Source organism: Sciscionella marina DSM 45152 (assembly GCF_000379465.1).
In the GTDB taxonomy this organism is placed as follows: Bacteria; Actinomycetota; Actinomycetes; order Mycobacteriales; family Pseudonocardiaceae; genus Sciscionella; species Sciscionella marina.
Genome location: NZ_KB905447.1, coordinates 157,458 through 184,201, shown reverse-complemented (window position 1 = coordinate 184,201; position 26,744 = coordinate 157,458). Strand labels below are relative to the sequence as shown.

23 protein-coding genes are annotated in these 26,744 nt (G+C 70.2%); 5 read left to right on the top strand and 18 right to left on the bottom strand.

Annotation, left to right across the window (positions count from 1 at the left end):
* The first annotated feature begins 6 nt into the window (after positions 1-6).
* Positions 7-609, top strand: a complete 603-nt coding sequence (locus A37U_RS47515; RefSeq protein ID WP_157183306.1) for a GGDEF domain-containing protein — start codon at positions 7-9, stop codon at positions 607-609.
* Positions 610-1,160: 551 nt separating this feature from the next.
* Here A37U_RS47515 and A37U_RS0138435 read toward each other — a convergent pair.
* The 10 genes from A37U_RS0138435 to A37U_RS0138390 all read right to left on the bottom strand — a co-directional run bounded on the left by A37U_RS0138435 (position 1,161) and on the right by A37U_RS0138390 (position 11,143).
* A complete protein-coding gene (locus A37U_RS0138435) occupies positions 1,161-1,856 on the bottom strand; it encodes an aspartate/glutamate racemase family protein (protein WP_020501970.1) in 696 nt (231 codons plus the stop codon).
* A 4-nt stretch (positions 1,857-1,860) separates the two neighbouring features.
* Positions 1,861-3,027 (bottom strand): GNAT family N-acetyltransferase, encoded by a 1,167-nt coding sequence (locus A37U_RS0138430; RefSeq protein ID WP_026198059.1) that lies wholly within the window; start codon positions 3,025-3,027, stop codon positions 1,861-1,863.
* 51 nt (positions 3,028-3,078) lie between these two features.
* Positions 3,079-3,843 (bottom strand): DUF4333 domain-containing protein, encoded by a 765-nt coding sequence (locus A37U_RS49225; RefSeq protein WP_026198058.1) that lies wholly within the window; start codon positions 3,841-3,843, stop codon positions 3,079-3,081.
* A 70-nt stretch (positions 3,844-3,913) separates the two neighbouring features.
* On the bottom strand, positions 3,914-6,667 hold the full coding sequence (locus A37U_RS0138420) for a DEAD/DEAH box helicase (RefSeq protein WP_020501965.1): 2,754 nt from the start codon (positions 6,665-6,667) through the stop codon (positions 3,914-3,916).
* A 17-nt stretch (positions 6,668-6,684) separates the two neighbouring features.
* Complete coding sequence (gene tatC, locus A37U_RS47510) at positions 6,685-7,623, bottom strand: twin-arginine translocase subunit TatC (RefSeq protein ID WP_020501964.1); 939 nt, start codon at positions 7,621-7,623, stop codon at positions 6,685-6,687.
* Between the two features lie 93 nt (positions 7,624-7,716).
* A complete protein-coding gene (tatA, locus tag A37U_RS0138410) occupies positions 7,717-8,031 on the bottom strand; it encodes a Sec-independent protein translocase subunit TatA (RefSeq protein WP_020501963.1) in 315 nt (104 codons plus the stop codon).
* A gap of 9 nt (positions 8,032-8,040) precedes the next feature.
* Positions 8,041-8,304, bottom strand: coding sequence for a hypothetical protein (locus tag A37U_RS0138405; protein WP_020501962.1), 264 nt, complete (start codon positions 8,302-8,304; stop codon positions 8,041-8,043).
* Between the two features lie 39 nt (positions 8,305-8,343).
* Positions 8,344-9,309 carry a helix-turn-helix transcriptional regulator gene (locus A37U_RS0138400; RefSeq protein ID WP_020501961.1) on the bottom strand — a complete coding sequence of 322 codons (966 nt, stop codon included), beginning with the start codon at positions 9,307-9,309 and terminating at the stop codon, positions 8,344-8,346.
* On the bottom strand, positions 9,306-10,268 hold the full coding sequence (locus A37U_RS0138395) for a helix-turn-helix transcriptional regulator (protein WP_020501960.1): 963 nt from the start codon (positions 10,266-10,268) through the stop codon (positions 9,306-9,308). Before A37U_RS0138395 ends, A37U_RS0138400 begins: the two co-directional genes overlap by 4 nt.
* 86 nt (positions 10,269-10,354) lie before the next feature.
* Complete coding sequence (locus A37U_RS0138390; protein ID WP_020501959.1) at positions 10,355-11,143, bottom strand: DUF1684 domain-containing protein; 789 nt, start codon at positions 11,141-11,143, stop codon at positions 10,355-10,357.
* A 147-nt stretch (positions 11,144-11,290) separates the two neighbouring features.
* Between A37U_RS0138390 and A37U_RS0138385 the strand changes: the two genes are divergently transcribed.
* On the top strand, positions 11,291-12,205 hold the full coding sequence (locus A37U_RS0138385; RefSeq protein WP_020501958.1) for a GNAT family N-acetyltransferase: 915 nt from the start codon (positions 11,291-11,293) through the stop codon (positions 12,203-12,205).
* Positions 12,206-12,409: 204 nt separating this feature from the next.
* Here the strand turns inward: A37U_RS0138385 and A37U_RS0138380 are convergent, their stop codons facing one another.
* The 5 genes from A37U_RS0138380 to def are packed head-to-tail and all read right to left on the bottom strand — an operon-like array spanning position 12,410 to position 17,720.
* Positions 12,410-13,378, bottom strand: coding sequence for an asparaginase (locus tag A37U_RS0138380; protein ID WP_020501957.1), 969 nt, complete (start codon positions 13,376-13,378; stop codon positions 12,410-12,412).
* Positions 13,375-14,766: an amino acid permease gene (locus A37U_RS0138375; RefSeq protein WP_020501956.1), complete on the bottom strand. Its 1,392-nt coding sequence runs from the start codon at positions 14,764-14,766 to the stop codon at positions 13,375-13,377. Before A37U_RS0138375 ends, A37U_RS0138380 begins: the two co-directional genes overlap by 4 nt.
* A complete protein-coding gene (locus A37U_RS0138370) occupies positions 14,763-16,181 on the bottom strand; it encodes an RsmB/NOP family class I SAM-dependent RNA methyltransferase (RefSeq protein WP_020501955.1) in 1,419 nt (472 codons plus the stop codon). Before A37U_RS0138370 ends, A37U_RS0138375 begins: the two co-directional genes overlap by 4 nt.
* 55 nt (positions 16,182-16,236) lie before the next feature.
* Entirely contained in the window at positions 16,237-17,175 is a 939-nt protein-coding gene (gene fmt / locus A37U_RS0138365; RefSeq protein WP_020501954.1) for a methionyl-tRNA formyltransferase, read from the bottom strand.
* Positions 17,175-17,720, bottom strand: a complete 546-nt coding sequence (def, locus tag A37U_RS0138360; RefSeq protein WP_020501953.1) for a peptide deformylase — start codon at positions 17,718-17,720, stop codon at positions 17,175-17,177. Before def ends, fmt begins: the two co-directional genes overlap by 1 nt.
* Positions 17,721-17,849: 129 nt before the next feature.
* Between def and A37U_RS0138355 the strand changes: the two genes are divergently transcribed.
* Positions 17,850-19,232, top strand: a complete 1,383-nt coding sequence (locus A37U_RS0138355; protein ID WP_020501952.1) for an amino acid permease — start codon at positions 17,850-17,852, stop codon at positions 19,230-19,232.
* A gap of 228 nt (positions 19,233-19,460) precedes the next feature.
* Here the strand turns inward: A37U_RS0138355 and A37U_RS0138350 are convergent, their stop codons facing one another.
* On the bottom strand, positions 19,461-20,990 hold the full coding sequence (locus A37U_RS0138350; RefSeq protein ID WP_020501951.1) for an AMP-binding protein: 1,530 nt from the start codon (positions 20,988-20,990) through the stop codon (positions 19,461-19,463).
* A 75-nt stretch (positions 20,991-21,065) separates the two neighbouring features.
* Here A37U_RS0138350 and A37U_RS0138345 point away from each other — a divergent pair, with 75 nt between their 5' ends.
* Positions 21,066-21,878 carry an endonuclease/exonuclease/phosphatase family protein gene (locus A37U_RS0138345; RefSeq protein WP_020501950.1) on the top strand — a complete coding sequence of 271 codons (813 nt, stop codon included), beginning with the start codon at positions 21,066-21,068 and terminating at the stop codon, positions 21,876-21,878.
* Between the two features lie 4 nt (positions 21,879-21,882).
* On the opposite strand, the gene A37U_RS0138340 is transcribed toward A37U_RS0138345, so the two are convergent.
* Positions 21,883-23,862, bottom strand: a complete 1,980-nt coding sequence (locus tag A37U_RS0138340; protein WP_157183305.1) for a primosomal protein N' — start codon at positions 23,860-23,862, stop codon at positions 21,883-21,885.
* Positions 23,863-23,931: 69 nt separating this feature from the next.
* Between A37U_RS0138340 and A37U_RS0138335 the strand changes: the two genes are divergently transcribed.
* Complete coding sequence (locus A37U_RS0138335) at positions 23,932-25,461, top strand: alpha/beta hydrolase (RefSeq protein ID WP_020501948.1); 1,530 nt, start codon at positions 23,932-23,934, stop codon at positions 25,459-25,461.
* 61 nt (positions 25,462-25,522) lie between these two features.
* Here A37U_RS0138335 and metK read toward each other — a convergent pair whose 3' ends face one another.
* The gene (metK, locus tag A37U_RS0138330; protein ID WP_026198056.1) at positions 25,523-26,704 is read right to left on the bottom strand and encodes a methionine adenosyltransferase; all 1,182 of its coding nucleotides are present in this window, start codon (positions 26,702-26,704) and stop codon (positions 25,523-25,525) included.
* Positions 26,705-26,744 lie beyond the last annotated feature (40 nt).

Sequence of the window (26,744 nt, the reverse complement as noted above, 5' to 3'; positions counted from 1 at the left end):
ATCCCGGTGTCGCGACAGCACTGTCAATACTGCGGTCAAGCATTCGAGGGGCGGAACATCGACCGGTTGACCGGCCTGCTCGACCGGTGGGGATGGGAGGACCGGGCCGAGCGGTTGCTCGCCGATCGCCGTGTTTCCCCCCAGGTGCTGCTGATCATCGACTTGGACCGGTTCAAGGAGATCAACGATGCGTACGGCCATCTGGCCGGGGACCAGATACTGCGAACGGCTGCGGCCGGTATCGCGAAAGGAGTACGGCGCGGCGATATCGTCGGGCGCTACGGTGGGGACGAGTTTCTCGTGCTGCTCCCGGGAGACGCCGCCCAGGGATGCTCGGTCGCGCACCGCATCCGGCACCAGTTGCGCGTCACCCCGGTCACCGCGCTGGATACCGATGGCGAACCGGTGATCGTCGAGGGACTGACCGCTTCGATCGGCATGGCCACGCACACCGGCGCGTTCCGCGGCTCGTTGCCCGAGCTGATGCGGCGGGCCGACGGAGCGCTGCTCTCCGCGAAGCGGCACGGACGTGACCGGGTGGAGACGGCCGAGCGTCCGCCCCGACTGGGGCCCGCGGTGCACGAGGCACCGGCCGCCCTCGCGAGCTGATCGGTTCGCCTCCGGGGCAGCGCGGTGCCACCAGCCGGCCGTCCGGCGCGAGGCCCTCCACGAGGAGGCCGAGCCCGCTGATGAGCCAGCGCCTATCCGCCTGTGTGGCGAGGCGAACTCGTCGTGCCGGCGGCCCCGGTGATCCGGGGCGGGGCGGTCGGTGAACGCCATGATCGAGGTGTCCACCGCGGCCTTGTCCGGGCCCTGGAAGCCGATGTCGATGGCGCCGGAAGAGTGTCGTAGGTAGTCGCCGGGCCGGTGATCGGTGCACGGTCCTCGGCCCGTGCCGGCGTCGATCATGCCCCTCCGTGTTCGCGACGGTTCTGTCGTGGAGCGCCCGACAAGCTCGACAGCATGCTGTCCAAGGCGATGCGGAGCTCTGTGTCGCCGGCAACGGGCTTTTCGATCAGGTCACCGCGCTCGCCGCGGTCGGCCATGACCTCGCCCGGCCCGCGGCTCCAAGCCGCCCATGAACGGGTGCGCCCTGAGCGCCGCCGACCGAACTGCAGCAGCACCTGAATCGGCGCGGCCGCCCGCGCAGTGCACCGGAGCTACTCGAGCGCGCGTCGCACCGCTGCCTCGGCGTGCAATCTGGTCGTCGGGAACACCGGGATCGCGCTGTCCGATCGGGTGATGAGCAGTTCGATCTCGGTGCAGCCGAGGATGACGCCCTGTGCCCCGGCTTGGGCGAACCGCTCGATGACCGCGCGGTAGCGGGCCCGTGATTCGTCCAGGACCCGGCCGCGGCAGAGTTCCTCGTAGATGACCCGGTGTACCTCGGCCCGGTCCTGCGCCCCGGGCAGCCGCACTGTCAGCCCCTGCCGTTCGAGCCGTTCCCGGTAGAAATCCTGCTCCATGGTGAACGCGGTGCCGAGCAGACCGACCGTGTCGATCCCCGCCGCGTGCACCGCCTCGGCGGTCGCATCGGCCAGGTGCAGCAACGGGATCGAGACCGCGGCCTGCACCGTGTCCGCGACCTTGTGCATCGTGTTGGTGCACACCAGCAAAAACTCCGCACCCGCCGCTTCGAGACCGCGGGCCGCCTCCGCGAGCAGTTCCCCGGCCGCGGCCCAGTCGCCGTCGCCCTGCATCCGTTCCACCTCGGCGAAATCCAGCGAGGCGAGCACACAGCGAGCCGAGTGCAGTCCACCCAGCCGGGCGGCGACGAACTCATTGAGCAACCGGTAGTACTCCGCGCTGCTCTCCCAGCTCATTCCGCCGAGCAGTCCGATGACCCGTTGGCGCACCAGCTCAGAAATCCGTTCCGGACCACGGCGGCCGCTCGGTGCGCAGCACGGCGTCCGCGCGACGGATCGCCTCGTCCGGCCCCGTCAGGCGCCCGGCGAAGGCGAGCTCGGACGGACTCCGGTCGCCGAGGTAGAGCGTGGCCAGGGCCGGCACATCGCAGCGCAGGTCCGGCTCCTCCTCGACCCGCGTAGCGCCCTCCGCGCCGATCCGGTAGTTGCCGGAGTTCTCCGGGAGGAAGTCGTCGTGCACCCCGAGCACCACCGAACCCGGACCGTAGGAACGTGCGGCGAGCGCGGCGGGCACATCCAATAGCCGGAGCCACAGTTCGTCCGAGGAGTTGGTGATCCGTGCCGCGCGCGGGTCCTCGAGCAGCAGGTCGAGCGGTTCATCGCGGGGCCTGTCGGGCACGACGACCGTGCCGACGAGGTCCACCGAAAGGACGTAGCGCCACAGCTCGGCATAACTGTCCGGGGTGGCGGCCCAGAATTCCTTCACGGTGAGCTCGCGCTGCTCGCCGGGGCGGTGGATGCCGTACTGGACATATCCGTCCTCGACGCCCTCCGGGTTCCGGTGCACCACCACCGTGTGTTTACCGCGCTGCTCGCGTTCCGCCGCCATGCCCGTCCACCAGCCCGCCGGGCGGCGCATCGCCCCGGCGCGGGCGAATCCGATCCGCTCGTGCAGTTCGGGAAGCAGCTTCGCCGCCTCCTCCGCAGGCACCATCCGCACGCTGCCCGGGTTCTTGGCGCGGGCCTTGGTCCGGTCGACCGTGACGGTGATCGAGCGGGTGGCGATCCCGTAACCGAACCGCCCGTAGATCCCGGCCTCACTCGCGTGCAGTCCCGCGATCGGCTCCCGAACCTCGCCGAACAGACCGCGTTTCAGCGAGGTGAGCATCCCTTTGCGGGTGTGGTCCGCACGCACCCCGACGTTCGTGACCGCCGCCATCGGCACAGTCGCCCCACCCGGGACCCGCACCGCGGAGGGGAAGGAACCGACGGTCGCGACCAGTTCCCCGTCTGCGTAGGCGCCGAGCATCCGCCCCGGTTCGAACGCTTCCGCGTGGCGCTCCCACATCCGATCCTCGACCGGGCGTTCGTGCAGCGTGTCGAGGAAGACATCGGTGGCGGCGCGGTGCTGGTCGGGGTGGAGTACGCGAACCTCGTGCATACGCTCATCCTGCCCGAATCGGACGATCGGGCGCGATGGAATTAACCGGTGCTAGTGCGGCTGCGAGACGTCGTAGGTGGCGCTGCCCGCATCGCTGACCTTGATGGTGACCTTCTTCTGGTCACCATTCACCGTGACCTGGCAGTCGAAGGTGTTGCCCTGCTTCACTGCCTGGTCCCCCGGGCAACTGACATCCTTGGCGCCGTCGATCTTGTACTTCTCGACGAGCACCGTCTGCACGTCCTGTTCCATCTTCGCCTTGTCGAACACCTTGGCGTTCAGCCAGCCGGGCCAGGCGAACAGCAGCACCGCGAGCACCGCGATGACCACCACGACGAGGGCGACGAGTCCCCAGATCTTGGCGTTTCCCTTGGGTTTCGGCTGCCGGCCGAACGGCGGCTGCCCGCCCTGGCCGAACTGTTGCTGCGGGTACCGCTGCTGGAGGTACTGCTGTTGGGCATACTGCTGCTGCCCGTACTGCGGACCGTAGGGCTGCTGCGGTTGCTGTTGTGGTTGTGGTTGCTGTTGCGGCGGCTGAGCGTACGGATTCGGCGAACCGAACCCGCCGGGCTGCCCGTGTCCCTGCGGTGACTGACCGTAGGGCTGCTGCGGTTGCCGCGGCGGCTGGGGCGGCCCGGGCTGCGGTGCCTGTCCGTAGCCGGGATACTGCTGGGGATATCCGGGCTGGGGATATCCGGGCTGAGAGTAACCGGGCTGCGGCTGTCCGTACGGTTGCTGTGGTTGTCCACCGCCGTGAGGCGGTTGCCGGTCCCAGGGAGGAATCTGACCGCCCTGAGGCCCGTACGGATTCGTCATCTCGCGCCCTTCTGCACCGCTGCACTCCGAGTGTGCCAGCGATCAAATCACACCGGGAACCCGGTCTCCGTCAGGTCCCGAGTTCCACCACACCACGGCGGATCGCCCGCACCGCACGGTGTGCGTTCGCCCCGAGCGGGTCGTCCCGGCCCAGCACCGAGTCGATCTGGTCGAGCATGTCGATCACCTGGCGGCACCAGCGGACGAAATCCCCGGCGAGCAGATCCTGGCCGTTGGCCTCGGCGGAGGAGAGCACCTGTTCCAGGGTCTCCCCGCGGACCCAGCGGAACACCGGCCAGGCGAAGCCCGCGTCCGGTTCCCGGGTGCGGTCCAGCTTGTGCCGCCGTTCGTCCGCCTCGAGCCGGGACCACACCCGGTTGGTGGCCTCGATGGCTTCCTGGATCGCGCCTGCCGGTACCCGCGCGGCGACCGGCGAGTCGCGGCGCGCCTCGAACACGAGCACCGAGACGACCGCGGCGAGTTCCTCGGGACCGAGCCCTTCCCAGGCTCCCTCGCGCAGGCACTCGGCGGCGAGCAGGTCCGATTCGGAGTACAGCCGGGCCAGCCGGTTGCCGTGCTCGGTCACCACCTGCTCGCCTTCCGGGCCCTTGGCGAGATAACCGCGTTCGGCGAGCAGGGCGCGGATCCGGTCGAAGGAGCGGGCGAGCGAATGCGTCTTGCCCGCGACCTTGGACTCCAGGCTCGCGGTCTCGGCGCGCAGTTTGCGATGACGTTCGGCCCACCGCGCGTGCGTCTCCCGGTCCGCGCAACCGTGACACGGGTGCGCGCGCAGGGCCGCGCGCAGCTCGGCGAGTTCCGCGTCGTCCGCGGCGCGGGACCGGGGCCTGCCGCGTTTCGGCGGCCGGACGTCACTGTTGCGCAGGCTCGCCGCGACATCCTTGCGCACCTGCGGGGAGCGCCAGTTGACCTGCTTGGGCAACCGGATCCGGTCCAGGGCCTCGACCGGTTCGGTGAAGTCCGCCGAGGAGAGCTGGCCACCCCAGCGGGACTCGGTGACCACGACCGGATGCGGTTCCTTGTTGGGGTGCAGCCCGGGATCCACGACCACCGCGAGCCCGGCGCGCCTGCCCGAAGGCACCACGATCACATCGCCCTTGCGCAGCCGTTCCAGCGAAGCAAGGGCCTCCGCGCGGCGGGTGCCCCGGTCACCGCGGGCCAGTGCTTTCTCCCGGTCGCCGAGGCGGGCCCGCAGTTCGGCGTACTCGGCGAAATCCCCGAGGTGACAGTGCATGGCCTCGGCGTAGCCCTCGAGTGCTTCCTTGTTGCGCTCTACCCTGCGCGCCATGCCGACCACCGAGCGGTCGGTCTGGAACTGGGCGAAGGACTGCTCGAGCAGCTCCCGGGCGGCGTCCGCACCGAAGGCGGCGACCAGGTTGATCGCCATGTTGTAGCCGGGCCGGAAGGAAGAACGCAGCGGGTAGGTACGGGTGGAGGCGAGCCCGGCGACCTGTTTGGGGTCCATGCCGGGCTGCCACAGCACGACGGCGTGCCCCTCCACGTCGATACCGCGACGCCCGGCCCGCCCGGTCAGCTGGGTGTACTCCCCCGGGGTCAGCTCGACGTGCGCCTCGCCGTTGTACTTCACCAGCCGTTCGAGCACCACGGTGCGGGCGGGCATGTTGATGCCCAGCGCCAGGGTCTCGGTCGCGAACACCGCCTTGACCAGTCCGCGCACGAACAGTTCCTCGACGGCCTCCTTGAACGCGGGAAGCAGCCCGGCGTGGTGCGCGGCGACCCCGCGTTCCAGGGCGGCCGACCACTCCCAGAAGCCGAGCACCTGCAGGTCGGCCTTGGGCAGGTCGCGGGTGTGCCGTTCGACGATCTCACGGATCTGGGTGCCCTCGGCGTTCGTGGTCAGCCGCAGACCAGCGCGCACGCACATGTCCACCGCGGCATCGCAGCCCGCGCGGGAGAACACGAACACGATCGCGGGCAGCAGCCCGTCCGCGTCCAGCCGGTTGAGCACCTCGACCCTGCTCGGCGGGCGGAAGCGGGGCGGGCGCCTGCCCCGGTCCTTCGGCCCGCGCCGGTCGAACTGCGGGAACCGCCTGCCCAGTTCCTCGGCGCGCCGCTTGAGCCGGGGGTTGATGCCGGTGCCGTCCTTGCCCTCCTTGCCACCGAACAGGTCCATCAGTTCGGAGCCGAGCATCATGTGCTGCCACAACGGCACCGGCCGGTGCTCGTCCACCACGACCGTGGTGTCCCCGCGCACCTCGACCAGCCATTCACCGAACTCCTCGGCGTTGGACACGGTCGCGGACAGGCTGACCAGCCGCACGTCGTCGGGCAGGTGCAGGATGACCTCTTCCCACACCGCGCCGCGGAACCGGTCGGCGAGGTAGTGCACCTCGTCCATCACCACGTATTCGAGCCCGATGAGCGTCGGCGAGCCCGCGTAGAGCATGTTGCGCAGTACCTCGGTCGTCATCACGACGATCGGGGCATCCGAGCGCACACTCGTGTCCCCGGTGAGCAGGCCGACGTTGTCCGCGCCGTAGCGCTCGACGAGGTCGGCGAACTTCTGGTTGGACAGTGCCTTGATCGGCGTGGTGTAGAAGCACTTGCCACCGCCGGCGAGCGCGAGGTGCACCGCGAACTCGCCGACCACGGTCTTGCCCGCGCCGGTCGGGGCGCAGACGAGCACGCCGTGCCCACCTTCCAGGGCACGGCATGCCTGTGCCTGGAAGGGGTCGAGCTCGAAGGACAGCAGGCCGGAGAACTCGGCGAGCTTCGGATTCGCCGTGCGCTCCCGTGCGGCACTGAACGATTCGGCGGGAGTGCGGGTCGAAACGGGTTCAGCCACGCGTCAAGGCTGTCATATCAGGTCGCGTCGTCGTACCAGCGGTTGCGTGGCAGCGGCTCCTGCTCCGGCTCGGCGAGCGCGATCGATGCCGGGGCGGGTTGCTCCGGTTCGTTCAGCACCGGTTCCGGAGTGTGGTCCAGCGGCGAGGCGGTGTCCGGGTCCTCGAGGTCCCAGCCCTCGTCCTTGCGCCGTTTGGCGAGGCGCTTGTCGTGCATGCGCGAGATCTGCACGGCGAGCTCGAACAGCACACACAGCGCCGCGCCGAGCACCACCATGGACAGGGCGTCCGAACCCGGGGTGACCAGCGCGGAGAAAATCACGATCGCGAAGAAGATGCCGCGCCGCCAGCGCCTGATCTTCTCGTAGCGCAGTACGCCCGCGAAGTTGAGCATCACCACCACGAGCGGGAGCTCGAAACTGATTCCGAAGATGACCAGCAGGTTGATCAGGAAGCTGACGTAGTCGCTCGCCGAGAACGCGGTGACCATCCCGGTGCCCGCGACGTTGGTGAGCACCCGCAGCGCTTCCGGGAGCACGAAGTAGGCGACGACAGCGCCGAGCACGAACAGTACCGAGCCGAACGCCACGAAGCTGACGCCGAAGCGGCGTTCCCGCCTGCGCAGTCCGGGTGTGATGAACGCCCACACCTGGTGCAGCCACAGCGGGCTGGTCAGCACGACACCGGTGGTGATGCCGACCTTGAGTAGCACCGAGAACGCCTCGAACGGCTTGGTCTGCAGCAGACCGCAGTCCTTCGAGCCCTTGCCACCGACCTGGTCGAGCAAAGTGTTCGTGGTGCCGCTGCAGTACGGGTGCATCACGATGTTCGACAGTGTGGGCAGCGAGCCGATGGTGAAGTTGAACCACAGGCAGCACACGATCGCGCCGAACAGCGCCGCGAGCAGCGCCATACTCAACCGGTAGCGCAGCTCGTAGAGGTGCTCGACGAGCGTCATCGAGCCGTCGGGGTTCTTCCGCCTGCTGCGCCGCTCGCGCGCCTCCTTGCGACCGCCCCGTGGACGGAACGCCGACGTATCCACCGCTGAGGTTTACTTGGCTTCGGCCGAGGGCTGCGCCTGGCCGGACTGCTGTTCCGCCTGCTGAGACACCTGTTCCGCCTGCGTGGCGGTGTTCTGCTGCGGTGCGACGTTCGGCTGGGCCGAGGGCAGCTGTTCGGCGGCCGGGGCCGTGGCGTCCGCACCCGCCTCGCCGTCCTGCTCACGCATGGCCTTGGTCTCCGATTTGAAGATACGCAGGGACTTCCCGATGCCCTTGGCGGCGTCCGGAAGGCGCTTGGCGCCGAACAAGAGGACGATCGCGACCACGATCACGATGATGTGCCAACCTTGCAGACCACTGAACATGCCCACTCCTCACTCTTGCGCACTCGTGATGGTACGCGCTCGTCCTCGATCGGTGAACCGGAAGGAGCCGTTGGTCCTCCGCTGGTCAATCGCACTTCGCACGCCTGTTACCTCCGCGCGCAGCGCCTGGGTCCTGCCATCGAACCGGCCCCTGCTGTACCGCACGATCATGGTGAACCTGCGCATGAGCATCAGGAGCCAGACCGCGACGACCACCAGCAGCACCAGGCCACCCGCCGCGACCAGGACGGGAACCAGGAATGACTCGGTCAACCCACTCGGCTCCTCACTCGCTCGCCGCGTTTGTACCGTTCACCGTACCGACTCCAGTTCGGCCAGTTCGAGCGCCTCACCCGCGCGCTGCACCACCGCGGCCGCCAGCTGTTCCGGCGCTTCGACCCGCACATCCCCCGCGACCGAGAGCAGCAGGCGCACCATCCAGGATTCGTCCGCGTATCGCATCCGCACCCGCGCCGAACCGTCCTCCAGTTCGACCAGGTCTTCGACCGGGTAGTACTCCGCGACCCAGCGCGCCTCCGGCCCGATGAGCAGGGTGGCCACCGGCTGAGCCGGGTTCGGCCGGAACAGCCCGTCGGACAGATCGGTCGGCTCGGCGCGCTCCGGGGGCGCCGAGGCCTCTTCCAGCACCCGTGCCTCGTCGATGCGATCCAGCCGGAACAGCCGCACCCCCTCTGCGCTGCGGCACCAGGCCTCGAGGTAGCTGCGGCCTTCGACGAGCAGCAGCCGCATCGGGTCGATCGTGCGATCGCTGATCTCGTCGCGGGCGACCGTGTAGTAGCGAATCCACAGCGCGCGCTCGGTGTCCAGACCATCACGCACGGTGGCGCGCACCTGTTCGTCGACTCCCCTGGTCTCGGCGAGCCCGACCACCACCGGAGCCTCGGCCCCGCCCGCGGCGGTCTCGATCTTGGCCAGTGCCCTGCGCACCGCATCGGTGTCCGTGACCCCCGGGGTCTCGGCGAGCGCGCGCAACGCGACCAGCAGTGCGGTGGCCTCGGCGGCGGTGAGCTTGAGCGGGCGGCGGATGCCGGCGTCGAAGGTGACCGTGACCGTCTCCCCCTCGAACGAGAGGTCGATCAGGTCGCCGGGGCCGTACCCGGGCAGGCCGCACATCCAGAGCAGTTCAAGGTCCCTGCGCAGTTGCCTCGGGGTCACGTCGAAGTCGCGCGCGGCCTCGGCGAGCTCGATGCCCGGGCGGGCCAGGAAGTACGGCACGAGGGCGAGCAACCGGGGCACCCGATCGCTCGTGGCCGTCACCGTTTCCCTCCGATCGCGGCGAGCCAGCGGTTGACCACGTTCTTGCGCAGCGTATCCGGCTCGAGCACCAGCACATCCGGGCCGTGTCCGGCGAGCCAGTCGGCCGAGGACTCCAGGTGGGCGAGCTCGAGTTCGAACACCTCGCCGTCGCGGCCGCCGATCGTGCGCTGCCCGCGCGAGCTGCCCTTGCGCCGGACCCCGTGCGCCCTGCCCTCGGCGACCCAGACGCTCACCGGCACGGGATCGGGACCGGTCTCGGTGACGTAGTCGAGCAGGTTCACCCCGTCCGGGCGGACCACCGCGCCGGCCAGGCCGACCGCGCGCACCTCCCCGACGACGCGGGAGAGCCGGAAGCAGCGCGCCGCGTTCCGGTCCCGGTCGTGGCCGACCACGTACCACCGGCCGCGCCAGGACACCACGCCCCAGGGCTCCACGGAGCGGACCGCGGGCTCGGTGGACCCTGGCCTGCGGTAAGGGAACCGGACCGCCTTGCGTTCGTTGACCGCGGCGAGCAGTGGCGCGAACGACGGCTCGTTCGTCCGCACCTTGGGTTGCACCGCCCCGCTGCCGTCCTCGACATCCACCCCGGCGGCACGCAGCTTGCGCAGTGCCCCGGAAGCGGCGCCGGTCAGCTGCGGGGAGTCCCATAGGCGCGCGGCGAGGGCGACGGCCGCCGCCTCGTCCGGCTCGAGCTCGATATCGCTGAGTTCGTAGTCGCGCCGGGCGATGCGGTACCCGTCGCTCGGGTCGATGATCGAATTGCGGCCGGTCTCCAGCGGAACACCGAGGTCGCGCAGTTCCGCCTTGTCGCGTTCGAACATGCGGGAGAACGCCTCGTCACTCGGCGCGTCCCCGTAACCGGCCACCAGCCCGCGGATGCGCTCCGCCGGGAGGTACTGCCGGGTCGCGAGCAGGCAGATCACGAGGTTGACCAGCCGTTCGGCGCGTGTGGTCGACACAGGGCAAGCTTAACTCCTATCGAACAGGTGTGCGGTCAGGCCCTGCCCTCGTGTCGTCAACCCCGCCGAACGTGCCGGCCGACTATTCACTCGCGAGCTCGTTCATGCGGAATCTGCTCCCCCGCGGTCACCGGGAAGCCGAGGTGATTGCCGCGCGGCGGCAGCGGGCAGGTGGCGAGGTCGATGAACGCGCAGGGCAGGTTCACCGCACGGTTGAAGTCCAGGATCACGGTGCCCTCCTCCGGCGGTGCGGTCGGCAGGCTGCGGTTCGCCGCATACGTGGTCACCCCGCTGGTCTCGTCGGTGAACAGGATCGAGAGCCCGCCGTGCTTGCCGTTGAACGCGGTGAGCGTGTGGCTCGCACCGCCGTACAAGAAGCGCACCTCTCCCGGTGCGGTGTACACGTGCGCGAGTCCTTCCACGACCGCGCCGACCGTGACCGGCTTCGGCTGCTCGAACGGCAGGAACTCGGCCTCGATCACCCATTCCGGGTCCGGCTCGTAGGCGGGCACCCCGTGAAAGGCGCGCAGCACCGGGGCCTCCGGATCGTGCACCCGGATGTTGTACGCCTCGCCACGGTGGGCGAGCTCGATCCGGCGCTCGCCCCAGCCGATCAGTTCACCCGGCGCGGTCGCCCCGAGCCGGTAAGCCTGCTCGCCGACGAGGTCGAGCCCGTCTCCGGGTTCGGCGCGCACATGGCCGGTGTCCCCGGAGTACCACCAGGTGCCCGGCAGACCGGGGAACCCGGCCGGTTCGGTGCCGAGCCATTCCAGGCGGGTGATGGACAGCCAGCCGTGTTCGGCCGCCAGTTCGCGTTCACGCGCGGTGTGCCAGGCGCGCCAGTTCTCGGTGAAGTTCTCCGTCGCGGTGCTCATGGCGTGCAGAACCGGTACCCGCGAACCGGCATTTCCCCGTTCACATCCTGAGAACCCGGCGACCGGACGCGGTGCGTCACGAGGCGTGCACTACGGTTCCTGCGGTGCGCACCCGTCGATGGGGCGCGAAGGTGTTCTGGAGGGGCGATGACGGCAGCGGAGCAGACCCCGTGCCGCATCGAGGAAATACTCACGCCCGGGCCGATCGAACGGGAACTGCTCGCCGACTTCGCGCTGGGTGAGCCCGCTCCTCCCCCGGCTCGCGAACAGCATTACCTCGCCTTCCTGGAGGGCCGCCCGGCCGGTGCGGCGGCGCTGCGCATGGCCACCGAGGCGGATGTGGCCCTGGACGTCCCGCCCGCGCACCGTCGCGGCGGAATCGGCACCGAACTGCTGCGCACCTGCGCGGAGGGCGCCTACCGCAACCGGTACTCGCAGCTGTTCGGCACCGCGACGGACGGAACCCCGGCCGCCGGCTTCTTCACGACGCACGGTTTCCGCACCGACTCGGCGGTGAATCGGCTGCGGCTGCACCTGCCTGCCGCACTGCCCCGGGCCAAGGAGGTGCCCGGCTACACGGTGCGCGAATGGCGCGGCATCCCGCCCGAGGACCTTGGCCACGCGATGCTGGCCGCCAAACGGGACAGCGGGGACATGCCCTCCGGCGGTCTTCCCGGGGTGCTGCACGATCCGGCGAAGGCGCTCGCGATGTTGCCCAACCGCGTGGCCAGACAGGGCAACGTGCTGCACACCGCCGCTGCGATCGAGACGAGGACCGGGGCCATCGTCGGGTACGCCGAACTGGTCGTGTTCATCGGAACCCGGCGGGCCGAGCAGCTCACCACGGTCGTGTTGCCCAGTCATCGCGGGCACGGGATCGGCGCGCTGCTCAAGATCGCGATGCTCGAGCGGATCGCCCGCGCGCACCCCGAGGTCAGCGAGGTGGAGACGGAGAACGACACGGGCAACGCCCCGATGCTGGCGATCAACGCCGCGCTCGGATTCCGGCTGGTCTCGTGCACCCGGCGTGGCTGGGTGTACGCGCACTCGCTGGCTCCGTGAACCTGTCCGCGGCTCAGAGCACTTCTGAGAGCTCCGCGTTCTGCTGCGCGGGGTCATATCGGCGCCTCGCGGCGTTGTCGTCGATCACCGCAGAAACCCGCTGCGGCTCGATCCTCCGCCTTGCCGACCTCGGGTGCGGGTGCCCTGCAGGGCAGCGCCGATCTGCCTCCCGCTCGCAACGGACGAGAGCTCTCGGACGCACTCTCAGCTGAAACCGGCAAAGGCCGCGCCGATGCGTTCCCGGTCCGCACCGTCGGCGAGCAGTAGGCGCAGCAGGATCCGCGCCTTGTAGGGGTCCAGGAAGCCGGACGGGATCAGCCCGCGCGCGATCAGGTCCCGTTCCGATCCGGGGTACCCGTAGGTCCGGGTCAGCATGGCGCCCGCACCCGCCCGGGAGGCGAGTACGACCGGCATGGTTCCCGCGAGCTCGGCGAGCACCGGGACGACCTGTCCGGGTACGTGCCCCGCACCGACCCCGGCGAGCACGAGACCGGCGAATCGCGAGTCCACGCCGTAGAGCAGTTCCCCGTCCTCGCCGAGCGCCATCGGAACCACGCAGACCCGTACATCCTCGAGCCGGGAACCGATCGGGAAACGGGCGCGCGGGCCGGGCGTGGTGAGCAGCCGCGGCTCCTGCTCCACCAGCAGCCCCAGCGGCCCGAATCCGGGCGATTCGAACGCCCCGGTGGAGGCGGTGTGCGTCTTGCGCACCAGCCGGGCGGCGTGCACCTCGTCGGAGAACAGCACGAGCGTGCCGAGCCCGCGGGCGCTCGGACTGGCCGCGAGCCGGACCGCGCCGAGCAGGTTGGCCGGGCCGTCCGCACCGGGTGAGGCCGGGGGCCGCATCGCGCCGGTCACCACGACGGGAGCGTCCGCGCGCACGGTCAGATCCAGGAAGAACGCGGTCTCCTCGAGGGTGTCCGTGCCCTGGGTGACCACCACGCCCTCGGCCCCGGCGGCCAGCTCGGCCTCCACGACGGTGTGCAGCTCGGCGAGATCGGCGAACCCGAGCGAGGCACTCGGCAGCGAACGCAGGCTGCGCACGGTCAGGTCGAAGTCCGCGAGCTCGGGAACGGCGGCTACCAGATCGGCTGCCCCGAGTCCCGGGGTGACCCCGCCTTCGCTGCTCGGGGTCATGGCGATGGTGCCGCCGAGCGAGACGACCGTGATCATTCACCGCTCCCGGCCCGGGCCGAGCGCCTGCGCCGCACCACGAGATAGGCGAGCACCAGCAGCACGAGCACCGGTACCCCGGCCTTCCACGCGGTGCCGAATTGTTCAGTGAACGCCGTGGTCACGAGTACTCCGAGGAGCACGAGCGCGGGGAACACCGTGGTGAACGGGGCACCCCACAGGCGTACCGGAGGGCGTTCGGTGTTCGCGCGGCGGAAAGCCACATGACTGGCGAAGATCAACAGCCAGGTCACGAGCGCACCGAACAGGGCGAGCCCGAGCAGCACGGCGAAGGCGTTCTCCGCGTCCAGGAAGGAGATCAGGCAGGCCACGAGCAGCCCGGCCGCGGAGAATCCGAGCGCGGGCAGTGGGACACCGTGGCGAGTGGTCCTGGCGAAGGCCTTCGGCGCGAAGCCGTCCCCGGCCAGCGAATGCGCCATCCGGGATGCGATGTAGAGGTTCGTGTTCATCGCCGAGAGCGCCGCGGTGAGCACCACGAAGTTCATGATGCCCGCCGCGACGGGGATCCCGGCGTCGGCGAACACCGTGACGAACGGGGACTGGCGCACCGTCTCCTCCGCCCCGGCAGCGGTGCGCCAGGGCACCACGGTGACCACGACCGCCGTGGCGAGCACGTAGAACACGATCAGGCGCAGCACCATGGACCGCGCGGCGCGGGGGACGGTGCGCCGTGGATCGCGCGATTCGGCCGCGGTGACCGCGACCGCCTCGGTGCCGATGTAGGAGAAGGTCACCACGGTCAGCGCGAGCCAGAGGCTGCCCGCCCGGTTCGGGAAGAACCCGCCGTCGTCGGTGAGGTGCCCGAACCCGACCGAGGAGCGGTCCGGCAGGCCGAAGATCACGTAGCAGGCGCCGAGCAGCACGAACACCACGATGGTCAGCACCTTGATCAGCGCGAACCAGTACTCGGTCTCGCCGAAGAACCGCACCGCCGCGGCGTTGATCGCCAGCATCACAACGGAGAACACCAGCACCGGCACCCACAGCGGCAGCTGCGGGAACCAGAACCGGACGTAGAGCCCGGTCGCGACCGCCTCGCTGCCCAGGTTGACCACCTGCGCCGCCCAATAGATCCAGCGCTGTACGAAACCGGCGAGCGGACCGAGATACCGCTGGGCGATGGCGCCGAAACCGCCCGCGTCCGGATGGGTGGAGACCATCTCCGCGAGGGCGTAGGTGAGCGCGAGCGCGATGGCGCCGGCCCCGATGTAGGCGATGATCACCGAGGGGCCGCCGATCCCGATCGCGAGACCGGATCCGAGGAACAGGCCGGTGCCGATGATCCCGCCGAGGGCGATCATGGAGATCTGCCGCGCGGACAGCTCCCGGCGCAGCCCGTTGCTCTCCTCGGGGCTCTCGGTGGTCATTCTGCGTCCCCGCGGCGCAATACCGCGCAGAACATCGCATCCGTGCCGTGCCGGTGCGGCCACAGCTGCACGTACGGTCCCGGACCGAGATCGGGCACCCCGGGGAACAGTTCCCTGGAGTCCAGCGCGGACACCCCGGGGTTGCGGCGCAGCGCGTCCGCGACCACGCCGACCGTCTCCGGCAGATGCGGACTGCAGACCACGTAGGCGACCACACCGCCGGGCCGGACCAGGCCGAGCGCGGTGCCGAGCAGTTCGCGCTGCAGCTGAGTCAGTTCGCTGACATCGGAGGGATCGCGCCGCCAACGGGCTTCCGGCCTGCGGCGCAGCGCGCCGAGACCGGTGCACGGTGCGTCCACCAGCACCCGGTCGTAGCCGGGTTCGAGACCGGGATCGCGTCCGTCCGCGACGTGCACCGTGACCGGCAGTCCCTCGCAGGCCTGGCGGACGAGTCCGGCACGCTTCGCGGACTGCTCGACCGCGTCCAGCCGAGCGCCTTCGGTGCCGGCGAGCGCGCCGAGCAGCGCCGCCTTGCCGCCCGGACCGGCGCACAGGTCCAGCCAGTGCCCGCCGTCCTGGTCGAGTTCCGCGCGGTGCAGCGCGAGCGCGCACAGCTGGCTGCCTTCGTCCTGCACGTGGGCCAGCCGCTCGCGGACCGGTTCCAGCTCACCGGGATCCCCGGAGCTCAGGCGCACCCCGTAGGGCGAATACGGGGCGGGCTCCCCTGCGCTGATCGCGGCGAGTTCATCGGCGGAGATCTCTCCGGGCCGCGCGGTCAGGTGCACCGAGGGCCGCTCGTCGTCGGCCCGCAGCGCCGCCTCCAGTTCCGCGCCACCGTCTCCGAGCGCGGCGCCGAAGGCGCGCGCGATCCACTTCGGGTGTGCGGTGCGCAGGGCGAGTGCCTCGATCTTGTCCGCGGGTGCGAGCTCGTCGAGCCAGGCGGGCTCGTCCTTGTCCGCGATCTTGCGCAGCACGGCGTTGACGAACCCGCTGGAGCGCGAACCCGCCTCGGCGCGGATCAGGTCCACAGTGGACGAGACCGCGGCATGCGGCGGAATCCTGGTGCGCAGCAATTGATACGCGCCGAGCCGCAATCCGTCGAGCACCGCGGTGTCCAATGTGGACAGCGGCCGGTCGGCGCAGGCGGCGATGACGGTGTCCAGCAGGCCGACCGCGCGTGCGGTCCCGTAGCACAGCTCGGTGGCCAGAGCCGCGTCCCGGCCGCTGATCCGGCGTTCGGCGAGCAGGGCGGGCAGCGCCAGGTTCGCGTAGGCATCCCGCTCGGTGATGGCACGCAGCGTGTCGAACGCCGCCTGCCGCGCGGGATCCTTCGCCGGCGGGGTACGCGGCGTCTTCGGCCGGGGCGGTGGCCCGCTCGGTCCGCGTCCGCCTGGCTTCCGCTGTTCTCGTGTCATGCGCTGCCCTCGGCTCGACTTCCCACTCGATTCGTCCCTGACTCGCGCGGGGCCGTCACCGACCGGCCTCCGCATCGAACGCGCTGCCGTCGGCGATCCGCGCTCCCCTCGCCCAGTCGGTCGCCGCCATCCGGCGTTTTCCCGGGGCCTGCACCTCGCCGAGGCGCACCGGGTCCGTGCCGGTACCGACCAGGACCTCCTTGCGCCGCACCAGGATCGCGCCCGGAGCGAGAGGTTCCCCGGTGGTCGGCTCGATCGGACCCAGCTTGATCCGGTCGCCCTCGAACTCGGCCCAGCCACCCGGATCGGGGGTCACCGAGCGCAGCAGCCGGTCGATCGCGGCCGCGGGTGCGGCGAAGTCCACCCGCGCGTCGGCCACCTCGATCTTGCCCGCATAGCTGACGCCCTCCGCGGGCTGTTCGCGCGCCACAACGGATCCGTCCGCGATTCCATCCACAGTGGACACCAGAAGGCCCGCGCCGGATTCGGCGAGCCGGTCGAGCAGTGCCCCCGCGGTGTCCCGGGCACCGACGCGTTCGGTGACCACGCCGTACACCGGTCCGGCGTCGAGTTCGCGCACGATCCGGAAGGTGCTGGCCCCGGTGATCTCGTCCCCCGCGCGGACCGCGGCCTGTACCGGGGCGGCGCCGCGCCAGGCGGGCAGCAGCGAGAAGTGCAGGTTGACCCAGCCGTGCACCGGGATCTCCAGGGTGGACCGGCGCAGCATCGCGCCGTAGGCCACCACGGGACAGCAGTCGGGTCCCAGTTCGCGCAACCGGGCGAGGAATTCCGGATCGTCGGCCCGCGGCGGGGTCAGCACCTCGATGCCGAGTTCATCGGCGAACTCGGCGACCGGGGAACGTTTCGCCGAGCGACCGCGTCCGGCGACCGTGTCCGGACGAGTGACGACGGCGAGCAGTTCGTGCTCCGAAGCGGTGAGGGCGCGCAGGCTCGGCAGGGCGACGGCCGGGGTTCCCGCGAAGACCAGGCGCATCAGGCACCACCGAACGATGCGTGCGGGTTTTCCTTGATGACCGGGAGTTCCCCGTCGAACCATTCGGCCGCGCGGATCTCGCGCAGGGCCCGTTCCCGAGTCTGCTCATCGAGCCGGTCCACGAACAGCACCCCGTCGAGGTGGTCGGTCTCGTGCTGGATACAGCGCGCGAGCAGCTCGGTGCCCTCGACGGTGATCGGCTCGCCGTGCAGATTCTGGCCGGTCGCGACCACATGCGCGTACCGTTCGCAGTCCCAGCTCAGCCCCGGGATGGACAAACAGCCCTCCGGTCCGAGCTGAAAGCCCTCCCCCAGCACGGTCCAGCGCGGATTCACGATATGCCCGGCGAAGGTGTCGCAGTGGTAGGTGAACACGCGCAAGCCGACCCCGAGCTGCGGCGCGGCGAGACCGGCGCCGCCGACCTTTTCCATCGTGTCCCAGAGGTCCTTGACCAGGGTGCGCAGTTCCGCGTCGAAGTCGACGACCTCCTCGGCGGGGGTGTGCAGCACGGGGTCGCCGAACAAGCGGATCGGCTGGACCGTCATGGATCACCTCGGACCTTCGCGAGCGGGAAGAATGCCGCCCGAGTTTAAACGGTCGTGTCCGCTCCGGTCCCTTCGCGGTGAACGGTTAACATTCCGCAGGTTTGCACACGAACTACGGGAGTTCACCTTATGCCAGCCCCGGACGAGGGACTCAAGCAGAATCTGCGGCCCCGCCATCTGCAGTTGATCGCGCTCGGCGGGATCATCGGCTCGAGCCTGTTCATCGGCAGCGGCGCGGTGATCCACACCGTCGGCCCGGCCTCGGTGCTCTCCTATGCCATCGGCGGGCTGCTCGTCGTCCTGGTGATGCGGATGCTCGGCGAGATGGCCGCGGCGCACCCGACGGTGGGTTCCTTCGCCGAATACGCGCGCCAATCGCTCGGCAACTGGGCGGGATTCACCATCGGCTGGCTGTACTGGTACTACTGGGTCGGCGTGGTCGCCTTCGAGGCGGTCGCGGGTGCGGAGATCCTGCACGGCTGGATCCACGCGGTGCCCTCCTGGGTGTTCTCCCTGCTGCTCATGCTCGCACTGACGCTGAGCAACCTGGTCTCGGTGCGCTCCTTCGGGGAGACCGAGTTCTGGCTGGCCTCGGTCAAGGTGCTCACCATCGTGGTGTTCCTGGTGATCGGGGTGCTGTTCGTGCTCGGATTCTGGCCCGGGGCACACTTCTCGGTCGGAAACATCGCCCGGGACGGTTTCTTCACCGGTGGCGGGTTCTCTGTGGTGCACGGTGTGGTGCTGGTGATCTTCGCCTACTTCGGCGCGGAGATCGTGACCATCGTGGCCGCCGAATCGGATCAGCCCGAGCAGGCCGTGGCCAAGGCGACCACCACCACCGTGTGGCGGGTGTTGCTGTTCTACGTCGGCTCCGCGGTACTGCTGGTGATGATCACCCCGTGGCAACAGATCCCGGAGAAGACCAGCCCGTTCGCCGCGGCGTTCGGGCGGTTCGGCATCCCCGCGGCCGAGACGATCATGAGCGTCGTGGTGCTCACCGCGGCACTCTCGGTACTCAACTCCGGGCTGTACACCGCATCCCGTATGCACTTCGCGCTGCGCAAGCACGGCTGGGCGCCGCGCTGGGTCGGCGACACCAACCGGCGCGGGGTGCCGTGGAAATCCATCCTGTTGTCCACCGTCATCGGCTACATCGCGGTGCTGATGAACTACCTCGCCCCCGGTGCGGTCTTCGACTTCATCATCAACTCGGCGGGCGCGGTCGCCCTGTTCCTGTACGCCATCATCACCGCCTCCCAGCTGCGGATGCGCCGCACCCTGGAGCGCACCGAGCCGGAACGGCTCAAGCTGCGGATGTGGTTCTACCCGTGGCTGAGCTGGCTCACCCTCATCGGGATCGTGCTGGTGCTGGTGTCCATGCTGTTCGTGGAAAGCGCCCGTTCCCAGCTGTATCTGAGCCTGATCAGTGTCGCGGTGATCGTGCTCATTTACGCGCTCGCGGTGCGCCCGTACCAGGCTCGCCGGGAGCGGTCCCCAGAAAAACCACGGTGACCACCGCGAGCAGCAGGTTGCCGATGAACCGCGTGGCGGTCCCGAGTCCGTGCAGTGCGGTGAAGCCCTGGTCGGCGGTGGCGGTCGCGGTTGCCATCTCGATCACTCCTCGTCCGGCTCGTGTCTCTCGTCCTCGCTGATGACACAAGCTTCGCCGCCGGGGAGCTACGCGCACATCGGCCCGCGGGAGGATCGCGGTCTCATCCTTCCCGTAGGGGTGTCCCGGGTTCAGATCCGCTTCGCGTGGCCCTGCCAGTACCGCTCGCGGAGCCTGCGCTTGAACAGCTTGCCCGATTCCTCCCGGGGCAGCGTGCCGTCGAGCACGACCCGGGAGGGCACCTTGAACCCCGCGAGGCGCCCGCGCGCGTACTCGCGGATGTCCTCCTCGGTCACCCCCGCTCCGGCCTCCACGTGCGCGGCCACCGCCTCGCCGTACTCCGCGTCCGGGATGCCGAACACCGCGACATCCCGGACCCCGGGCATGCCGAGCAGCGCCGCCTCGATCTCGGCCGGATAGATGTTGACCCCACCGGAGATGATCATGTCGGTGGCGCGGTCGGTGAGATGGAGGAAGCCGTCCCGGTCCAGATACCCCATGTCCCCGAGCGTCACGTAGCCGTCGAGTTCGATGGCCCTGCGCTTCGCATCGTCGCCGAGATAGGTGAAGTCGGGCCAGCTCGTACCGGGGCGCACGTACACCGTGCCGGCCTCGCCCGCGGGCAGCTCGGCGCCCTCGGTCCCGATGATCCGCACCGCGGCCCCGTCCACCGGCGCGCCGACGGTACCCTCGTGCGCCAGCCACTGCTCGGTGTCGCACCAGACCACGATTCCGGTCTCGGTCCCGCCGTAGTACTCGTACAGGATCGGCCCGAGCCAGTCGATCGCCGCCCGTTTCACCTCCACCGGGCAGGGGGCGGCCGCGTGCACCACATAGCGCAGTGCGGAGAGGTCGTAGCCAGCGCGCACCCGTTCGGGGAGATCGAGCAGCCGCACGAGCATGGTCGGTACCACCTGCACCTGTTCCACGGCCCGCTCGGCGAGCAGGTGCAGGAAGGACTCCGGGGCGAACCGGGGCGCGATGGTGATGTCCGCGCCGACCGTCACCGCGGATGTGGCCGCTCCGTACGGCGCGGTGTGGTAGAGCGGCGCGGGAATCAGCGTGCGCACTCCCGGTTCGATGCCCATCCGCGCCTCGAGCGCGGCCAGTCCGGCATACCTGGCCCCTTCACCGACCGGATCGCGGAGGACTCCCTTCGGATTTCCCGTCGTCCCGGATGTGTAGAACACCGCCCCGAACTCCGACTTCGCCGGTGTCACCACCCGTGATTGCTGTGCGGCCAGCCAGTCCTCGAACAGCGGATGGGCGCCGTTCGGTCCGGTGTGCCCGATCCCGTACTCCTCAGCGAGCCGGGCCGAGGGCACCACTTCCAGCACCGCGCAGCTGTCCGGAGCGACCTCGGCGACGGTTTCCGCGAACTCCGTCTGCGCGAACGCCAGGCATGCCTGGCAGTCGGCGAGCAGATGGCGCAGCTCGGACCAGCGCAGATGCCAGTTCACCGGGACCGGCCGGGCACCGACGAGCCGCGCACCGGCGACGATCTCCAGGAACTCCACGCTGTTACGCAGGACGAGCGCCACCAGATCCCCTTCGCCGATGCCCTGGGCACGCAGCCCGGCCGCGATCCGGGCCGCCCGCTCACTGAACTCCGGATACCCGATTTCCCGGTCCGCGCACCGAATCGCCGGTTCTGTCACCATTTGCACGCTCCTTGGATTCGCACCCGCCATCCCCTCGATGTTGCGCCAGCGGAGCCCCGACGGGAAAGTGTCGGCATGTCACGAATCGCTGGGGTACTCGCCGCGCTGGTGCTGTTGCTCGCCGGGACCGCGCTCACCGCGAATGCGGGCACCGGATCCGCGCTGCGCATCATGAACTTCAACATCCGCGCCGGAACGGGAATGGACGGCACTTTCGACCTGGATCGCACGGCCGCGGCGATCAACGCCGAACATCCGGATGTCGTCGGGCTCGAGGAGGTGGACCGGCACTGGGACAACCGCAGCCGGTTCCTCGACGAACCCGCCGAGCTCGCGCGCCGCACCGGGATGCACCCGTACTTCGCGCCGATCTATTCGCTCGATCCGAAGGAACCGGGCGCGCCGCGGCGGGAGTTCGGGGTCGCCGTGCTCTCCCGCTCGCCGATCCTGCACGCCCGCAACCGCGACATCACCCGGCTGTCCACGCAGGACCCGAACGCGAAACCCACGCCGGCGCCGGGATTCGCGCAGGTGCTGCTCGCCCCGCGCGGCAGGCCGCTGTGGTTGTACGTGACCCATCTGGACTTCCGGCCCGAGCCCACGGTGCGCCGGGCACAGGTCGCCGATATGCGCCGGATCATGCACCCCGCTCCCGGGGTGCTGCTCGGAGACTTCAACACCGATCCGGACGCCGCGGAACTGCGGCCACTGCACACCACCCTGCGCGATGCCTGGCGTGGGCCCGGCGGCCTCACCTACCCCGCCGACGAGCCGAAGCGCCGCATCGACCAGGTGCTGATCCCGCCGGGGTTCGGCCGCGCGGGCAGCCACGTCCCGGACACGCTCGCCGCGGACCACCGGCCCGTGGTGGCCGATCTGGTGCGCTGATCCGTCAGACGAGCTCCAGCGGATCGAGCTGAATCCGCACGGTGTCCCGCTCCTTGCGCGCGGTCCGCCCGGCCATCGCCTCGTGCAGCGCGGCGGCAAGGGTGGGCCCGTGCGTGCGCGGCACCCGGATCAGGGCCCGCTCACGTTCGGTGCCGGGGAGCTCCACCGGGCCGAGTATCTCGGCGGACTCCGGCACCCGCGCGGTGTCCAGTACCTCGGCGACCGCGCTCGGCACCCCGTCCACGCTGGCCATGCGCACGGCGGGCGGGAACCCGAGCTCGGTGCGCGCGGCGAGCTCGGTACGCGCGTGCCAGACCGGGTCCCAGCGCACCAGCGCCTGGACGGTGGGAATCCCGGACTCGGCCATCACCATGACCCGGCCACCGGAACTCGCGGGCCGGGCCAGCGCCGCCGCGGTCATCCAGCGCCGCAGGGTCTCCTCGGACGCACGCAGGTCCGCGCGCCCGAGAGAAGCCCACGCGTCGAGCAGCAGCACGGCCCCGTAGCCGCCGTCCGCGACCGGTTCGGCCCCCGGGGTGGACACCACGAGCGCGGCCTGCCCGGAGACCGTCGCGAGCACGGTACCCGCGCCCGAGGTGCGCACCGGGAACGGCGCGAAGGCGCGGCCCATCTCCTCCGCGGTGCGCTTGCTGCCGATCACGACCGCGCGCAGCCGGGTGGAGCCGCAGGTCGGGCAGCGGTAGTGCGCTTCGGTGGCACCGCACCAGCGACAGTCGGGCGGGGCGTTCTCGTGCCCGGCCAGCGGTCCCGCGCAGCGGCGGCAGCGCGCCGGGGCACGGCACTGCTGGCAGGCCAGGGTCGGTACGTAGCCGCGCCGGGGCACCTGCACGAGCACCGGATGGCCGGACTGCAGCGCGGACCGGGCGACCGAGATCGCCTCGAGCGGCAACCGGGCGGCGCGGGCCGCGGGGTCGCGGGCGTCCTGGCCGGAGTGCTCGCCGAGCGCGGTGACCCTGGCCGCGTGCTCGCGCACCGTCTCCCGCGCGGCCAGGATCTCGTGTGCCCAGCCGGAGTCCACGAGCAACTGAGCCTCCGCGGTGCGCGCGAACCCACCCACGAGCAGCGCACAGCGGGACAGATGTGCCCGTTGCACGAGCACATCCCGCACGTGCGGATAGGGCGCGCGTGGTTCGGCGTGCAGGTCGTCGCCGTCGTCCCAGACCACGAGCAGACCGGGCTCCTCGACGGGGGCGAACGCGGTGGCCCTGGTGCCGATCACGATCCTGGCCAGCCCCCTGCGCACCGCGAGCCAGCGCCGGTACCGGGCCTGTGGGCCCAGATCCGCAGCGAGCACCACGGTGTTCTCCTCCGGTACGAGCGTGGCGCAGGCCTTCTCCAGCCGCTCCACATCCCGGTGATCGGGGAGCACGAGCACGGCCACCCGCCCGCCGGCCGCGACGATCCCGGCCAATTCGGCGAGCCTGGCGGGCCAGTCCTCACCGGGCAGCGCCTGCCACACCGCACGGGCCGGATTCCCGGAGCGCACCGCCTCGGCGAACGCGGTGCCCCGGGGGTACCGCTGCCATCCCTCGATGCCCGGTGCCTCGGGCACCGGGGGCAGCTCGTCCTTCTCCGCCGCGGCCTCCGCGCGGGCGTGCCGCGGCGGCATCGCGAGCCGGAGCACGTCGATCAGGCTTCCCCCGTACCGGTCCGCGATCGCGCGGGCGGTCCGGGCCAGTTCCGGGGAGAGCACCGGATCGGGCGAGACGAGCCGCTCCACATAGGCCAGCTTCCCGCGCGGCACCTCGGATTCCGCAGCACGGTCCAGCACGAAGGCGTTCACCAGCCGCCCCGCGAACCGCACGCGCACCCGGGTGCCGGGGACCAGTTCGGCATCGAGTTCGGCCGGGATCAGGTAGTCGAACAGCCGGTCGAGGTGGGCAAGCGGCACATCCACACAGCACCGGGCGATCGGCAGATTCGCCGCCGGTACCCGTGCGCCCTTGGCCGCCTTGTTGCTCACCGCCGCAGTATCCCGCACAACCGTTCGGGGACTTGGCGTACCCGCCCCGCCCGGGCAGGATCAACGGACATGCGCGCCCTGCTTTCCCTCGCATGCGCGGCGGTGCTGGCCACGTCGGTCGGCGCCGGACCAGCGCACGCCGCCGCACCGGCACCCGCGCCGGACTGGACCGACTGTCAGGACGGGTTCCAGTGCGCCAAGCTGCCCGTACCCCTCGACTACGACCATCCGGAAGGCGAACAGATCCAGCTGGCGATGATCCGGCTCCCGGCCGCCGACCCGGTGCACCGGATCGGCTCGCTGTTCGTGAACTTCGGCGGCCCGGGCGGGGACGGCGTGGAACACCTGCGCCAGCGCGCGCACTGGGACTGGCTGTTCTCCGAACAGCTGCGCAAGCGGTTCGACCTGGTCTCCTGGGATCCACGCGGGGTCGGCAAATCCGTCCCGGTGAACTGCTTCCCGAACACGGCGAGCCGGGACGAGTTCATGGCCCGGATCCCCGCCTTTCCGGACACCGCGGCCGAGCGCACCGCGTTCTACCGGGACAACCGGGAGCTCGCGAACCGGTGCCGTACCCAGTCCGGGCGGCTGCTCGACCACGTGTCCACCGCGGACACCGCGCGGGACCTGGACCGCATGCGCGGCGCGGTCGGTGACTCCGCGCTCAACTACCACGGCATCTCCTACGGAACCCAGCTCGGCGCGACCTACGCGAGCCTGTTCCCGAACAGGGTGCGCGCCATGGTGTTCGACGGTTCCCTCGACTTCCAGGGCAACAGCACCGGACACAGCGATCAGGGCCGGACCACTCCGCTGGACACCCGGCAGCGGGTACCCGAAGGCGTCGCGGACACCTTCGCGAGCTTCCTGCGGCAGTGCGCCGCTCCCGATGCCCGGTGCGCATTCGCCGGTGGTGACCTCGAAGCGAAGTTCGCGGCCCTCACCGCCGCAGCCAGGCAGAAGCCGCTGGTCGTGGACGGGACGAGCTACACCTACGCGGACGTGATCAACGAGGTCAACGGCAAGCTCGCCAGCCCGGACCGGTGGCAGGACATGGCGGTGCTGCTGCAGAAGCTCTACGTGGCCTCCGGCGAGCCGCAGACCGGGAAGGCCCCGCCCGGAGCTTCCGCGCCGTACCAGGACAACAGCGGCGAAGCGTTCAACGCCATCCAGTGCGCCGACTCCATCGTGCCGCGCGGATCCGAGCCGTACACGCGCGCGGCCGCGCGGGAGACCCATCGGGTGCCGTACTGGGGCGCGCTCGGCGTGTACGACATGATGCCCTGCGCCTACTGGCGGGCCCACGCCACCGATCGCTACCTCGGGCCCTACGACCGCTCCCCCGCGCCGATCCTGATGATCAACTCGCGGCACGATCCCTCGACCCCGCTCGCCGGGGCCCGGGATGGTCAGCGGGAACTGCGCAACGCGCGGATGCTCGTGGTGAACGGCTCGGGGCACTCCACGATGCTGGTGCGCAGCCACTGCGCCGAGGCGGTCAAGCGCGACTACCTGTTCACCCTGCACCGCCCGCGGGACGGCGCGACCTGCGATATCGACGACACGCCGTTCGACGAGGTTCCTCCGCCGCCGGACTGAACACGACACGAAAGGGCTGGGCCACCCGTGGGTGGCCCAGCCCTTTCGTAATGCCCTGCGGTTACAGCTTGGCGGCGGAGGCGAGCGCCTCGGCGCGGGAGGTGTCCTCCCAGGGCAGCTGCACATCGGTACGCCCGAAGTGGCCGTAGGCCGCGGTCGAGCTGTAGATCGGGTGCAGCAGATCCATGTCCCGGATGATCGCCGCGGGACGCAGATCGAAGACCTCGTTGATGGCCTGCTGGATCTTCGTCGGGTCGACGTTCTCGGTGCCGAAGGTCTCCACGAACAGACCGACCGGGGCGGCCTTGCCGATCGCGTAGGCGACCTGCACCTCGATGCGTCCGGCGAGCCCGGCGGCGACCGCGTTCTTGGCGACCCAGCGCATGGCGTAGGCGGCCGAACGGTCCACCTTGGACGGGTCCTTCCCGGAGAACGCGCCACCACCGTGGCGGGCCATACCGCCGTAGGTGTCCACGATGATCTTGCGTCCGGTCAGCCCAGCGTCACCCATCGGGCCACCGACCACGAACCGGCCGGTCGGGTTCACCAGCAGCTTCGGCTCGCTGGTGTCCAGATCGAGCTCGGCGAACTCCGGCCCGACCACCTGCTCCTTGATATCCACGGCGAGCATCTTGTCCAGATCGATGCCCTCGGCGTGCTGGGTGGACAGCACCACCGTGTCGAGACGTGCGGGCTTCTCCCCGTCGTACTCGATGGTGACCTGGGTCTTGCCGTCCGGGCGCAGGTACGGCAGCACCCCGTCCTTGCGGACCTTGGTCAGCCGACGGGAAAGGCGGTGCGCGAGCGCGATCGGGAGCGGCATCAGCTCGGGCGTGTCGGCGCACGCGTAGCCGAACATCAGACCCTGGTCACCGGCACCCTGGGCGGCGATCTCGTCGATCGCACCCTCGACGCGCTTCTCGTGCGCGGTATCCACGCCCTGTGCGATATCGGGTGACTGTGAGCCGATCGAGACACTCACACCGCACGAGGCTCCGTCAAAGCCCTTCGCGGACGAGTCGTAACCGATATCCAGGACCTTCTTGCGGACGATATCCGGAATATCGGCATATGCCTCGGTAGTGACCTCGCCCGCGACGTGCACCTGTCCCGTGGTGATCATGGTTTCCACGGCGACACGAGAACGAGGATCCTGGGCGAGCAACGCGTCCAGAATCGAGTCCGAGATGGCATCACAGATCTTGTCCGGATGCCCTTCTGTGACGGACTCCGAGGTAAACAACCTGCTACTCACAAAACTCCCCTAGCTCAGTAGTGGACTA

Excerpts from the sequence above, each read along its gene's own strand:
- A37U_RS0138335 (WP_020501948.1), top strand. The coding sequence starts at position 23,932 with ATGCGCGCCCTGCTTTCCCTCGCATGCGCGGCGGTGCTGGCCACGTCG.
- A37U_RS0138385 (WP_020501958.1), top strand. The coding sequence starts at position 11,291 with ATGACGGCAGCGGAGCAGACCCCGTGCCGCATCGAGGAAATACTCACG.
- fmt (WP_020501954.1), bottom strand. The coding sequence starts at position 17,175 with ATGCGCCTGGTCTTCGCGGGAACCCCGGCCGTCGCCCTGCCGAGCCTG.
- A37U_RS0138380 (WP_020501957.1), bottom strand. The coding sequence starts at position 13,378 with ATGATCACGGTCGTCTCGCTCGGCGGCACCATCGCCATGACCCCGAGC.
- def (WP_020501953.1), bottom strand. The coding sequence starts at position 17,720 with ATGACGGTCCAGCCGATCCGCTTGTTCGGCGACCCCGTGCTGCACACC.
- A37U_RS0138370 (WP_020501955.1), bottom strand. The coding sequence starts at position 16,181 with ATGACACGAGAACAGCGGAAGCCAGGCGGACGCGGACCGAGCGGGCCA.
- tatC (WP_020501964.1), bottom strand. The coding sequence starts at position 7,623 with ATGACGCTCGTCGAGCACCTCTACGAGCTGCGCTACCGGTTGAGTATG.
- A37U_RS0138430 (WP_026198059.1), bottom strand. The coding sequence starts at position 3,027 with ATGCACGAGGTTCGCGTACTCCACCCCGACCAGCACCGCGCCGCCACC.
- tatA (WP_020501963.1), bottom strand. The coding sequence starts at position 8,031 with ATGTTCAGTGGTCTGCAAGGTTGGCACATCATCGTGATCGTGGTCGCG.
- A37U_RS0138350 (WP_020501951.1), bottom strand. The coding sequence starts at position 20,990 with ATGGTGACAGAACCGGCGATTCGGTGCGCGGACCGGGAAATCGGGTAT.
- A37U_RS49225 (WP_026198058.1), bottom strand. The coding sequence starts at position 3,843 with ATGACGAATCCGTACGGGCCTCAGGGCGGTCAGATTCCTCCCTGGGAC.
- A37U_RS0138345 (WP_020501950.1), top strand. The coding sequence starts at position 21,066 with ATGTCACGAATCGCTGGGGTACTCGCCGCGCTGGTGCTGTTGCTCGCC.
- A37U_RS0138375 (WP_020501956.1), bottom strand. The coding sequence starts at position 14,766 with ATGACCACCGAGAGCCCCGAGGAGAGCAACGGGCTGCGCCGGGAGCTG.
- A37U_RS0138355 (WP_020501952.1), top strand. The coding sequence starts at position 17,850 with ATGCCAGCCCCGGACGAGGGACTCAAGCAGAATCTGCGGCCCCGCCAT.
- A37U_RS0138390 (WP_020501959.1), bottom strand. The coding sequence starts at position 11,143 with ATGAGCACCGCGACGGAGAACTTCACCGAGAACTGGCGCGCCTGGCAC.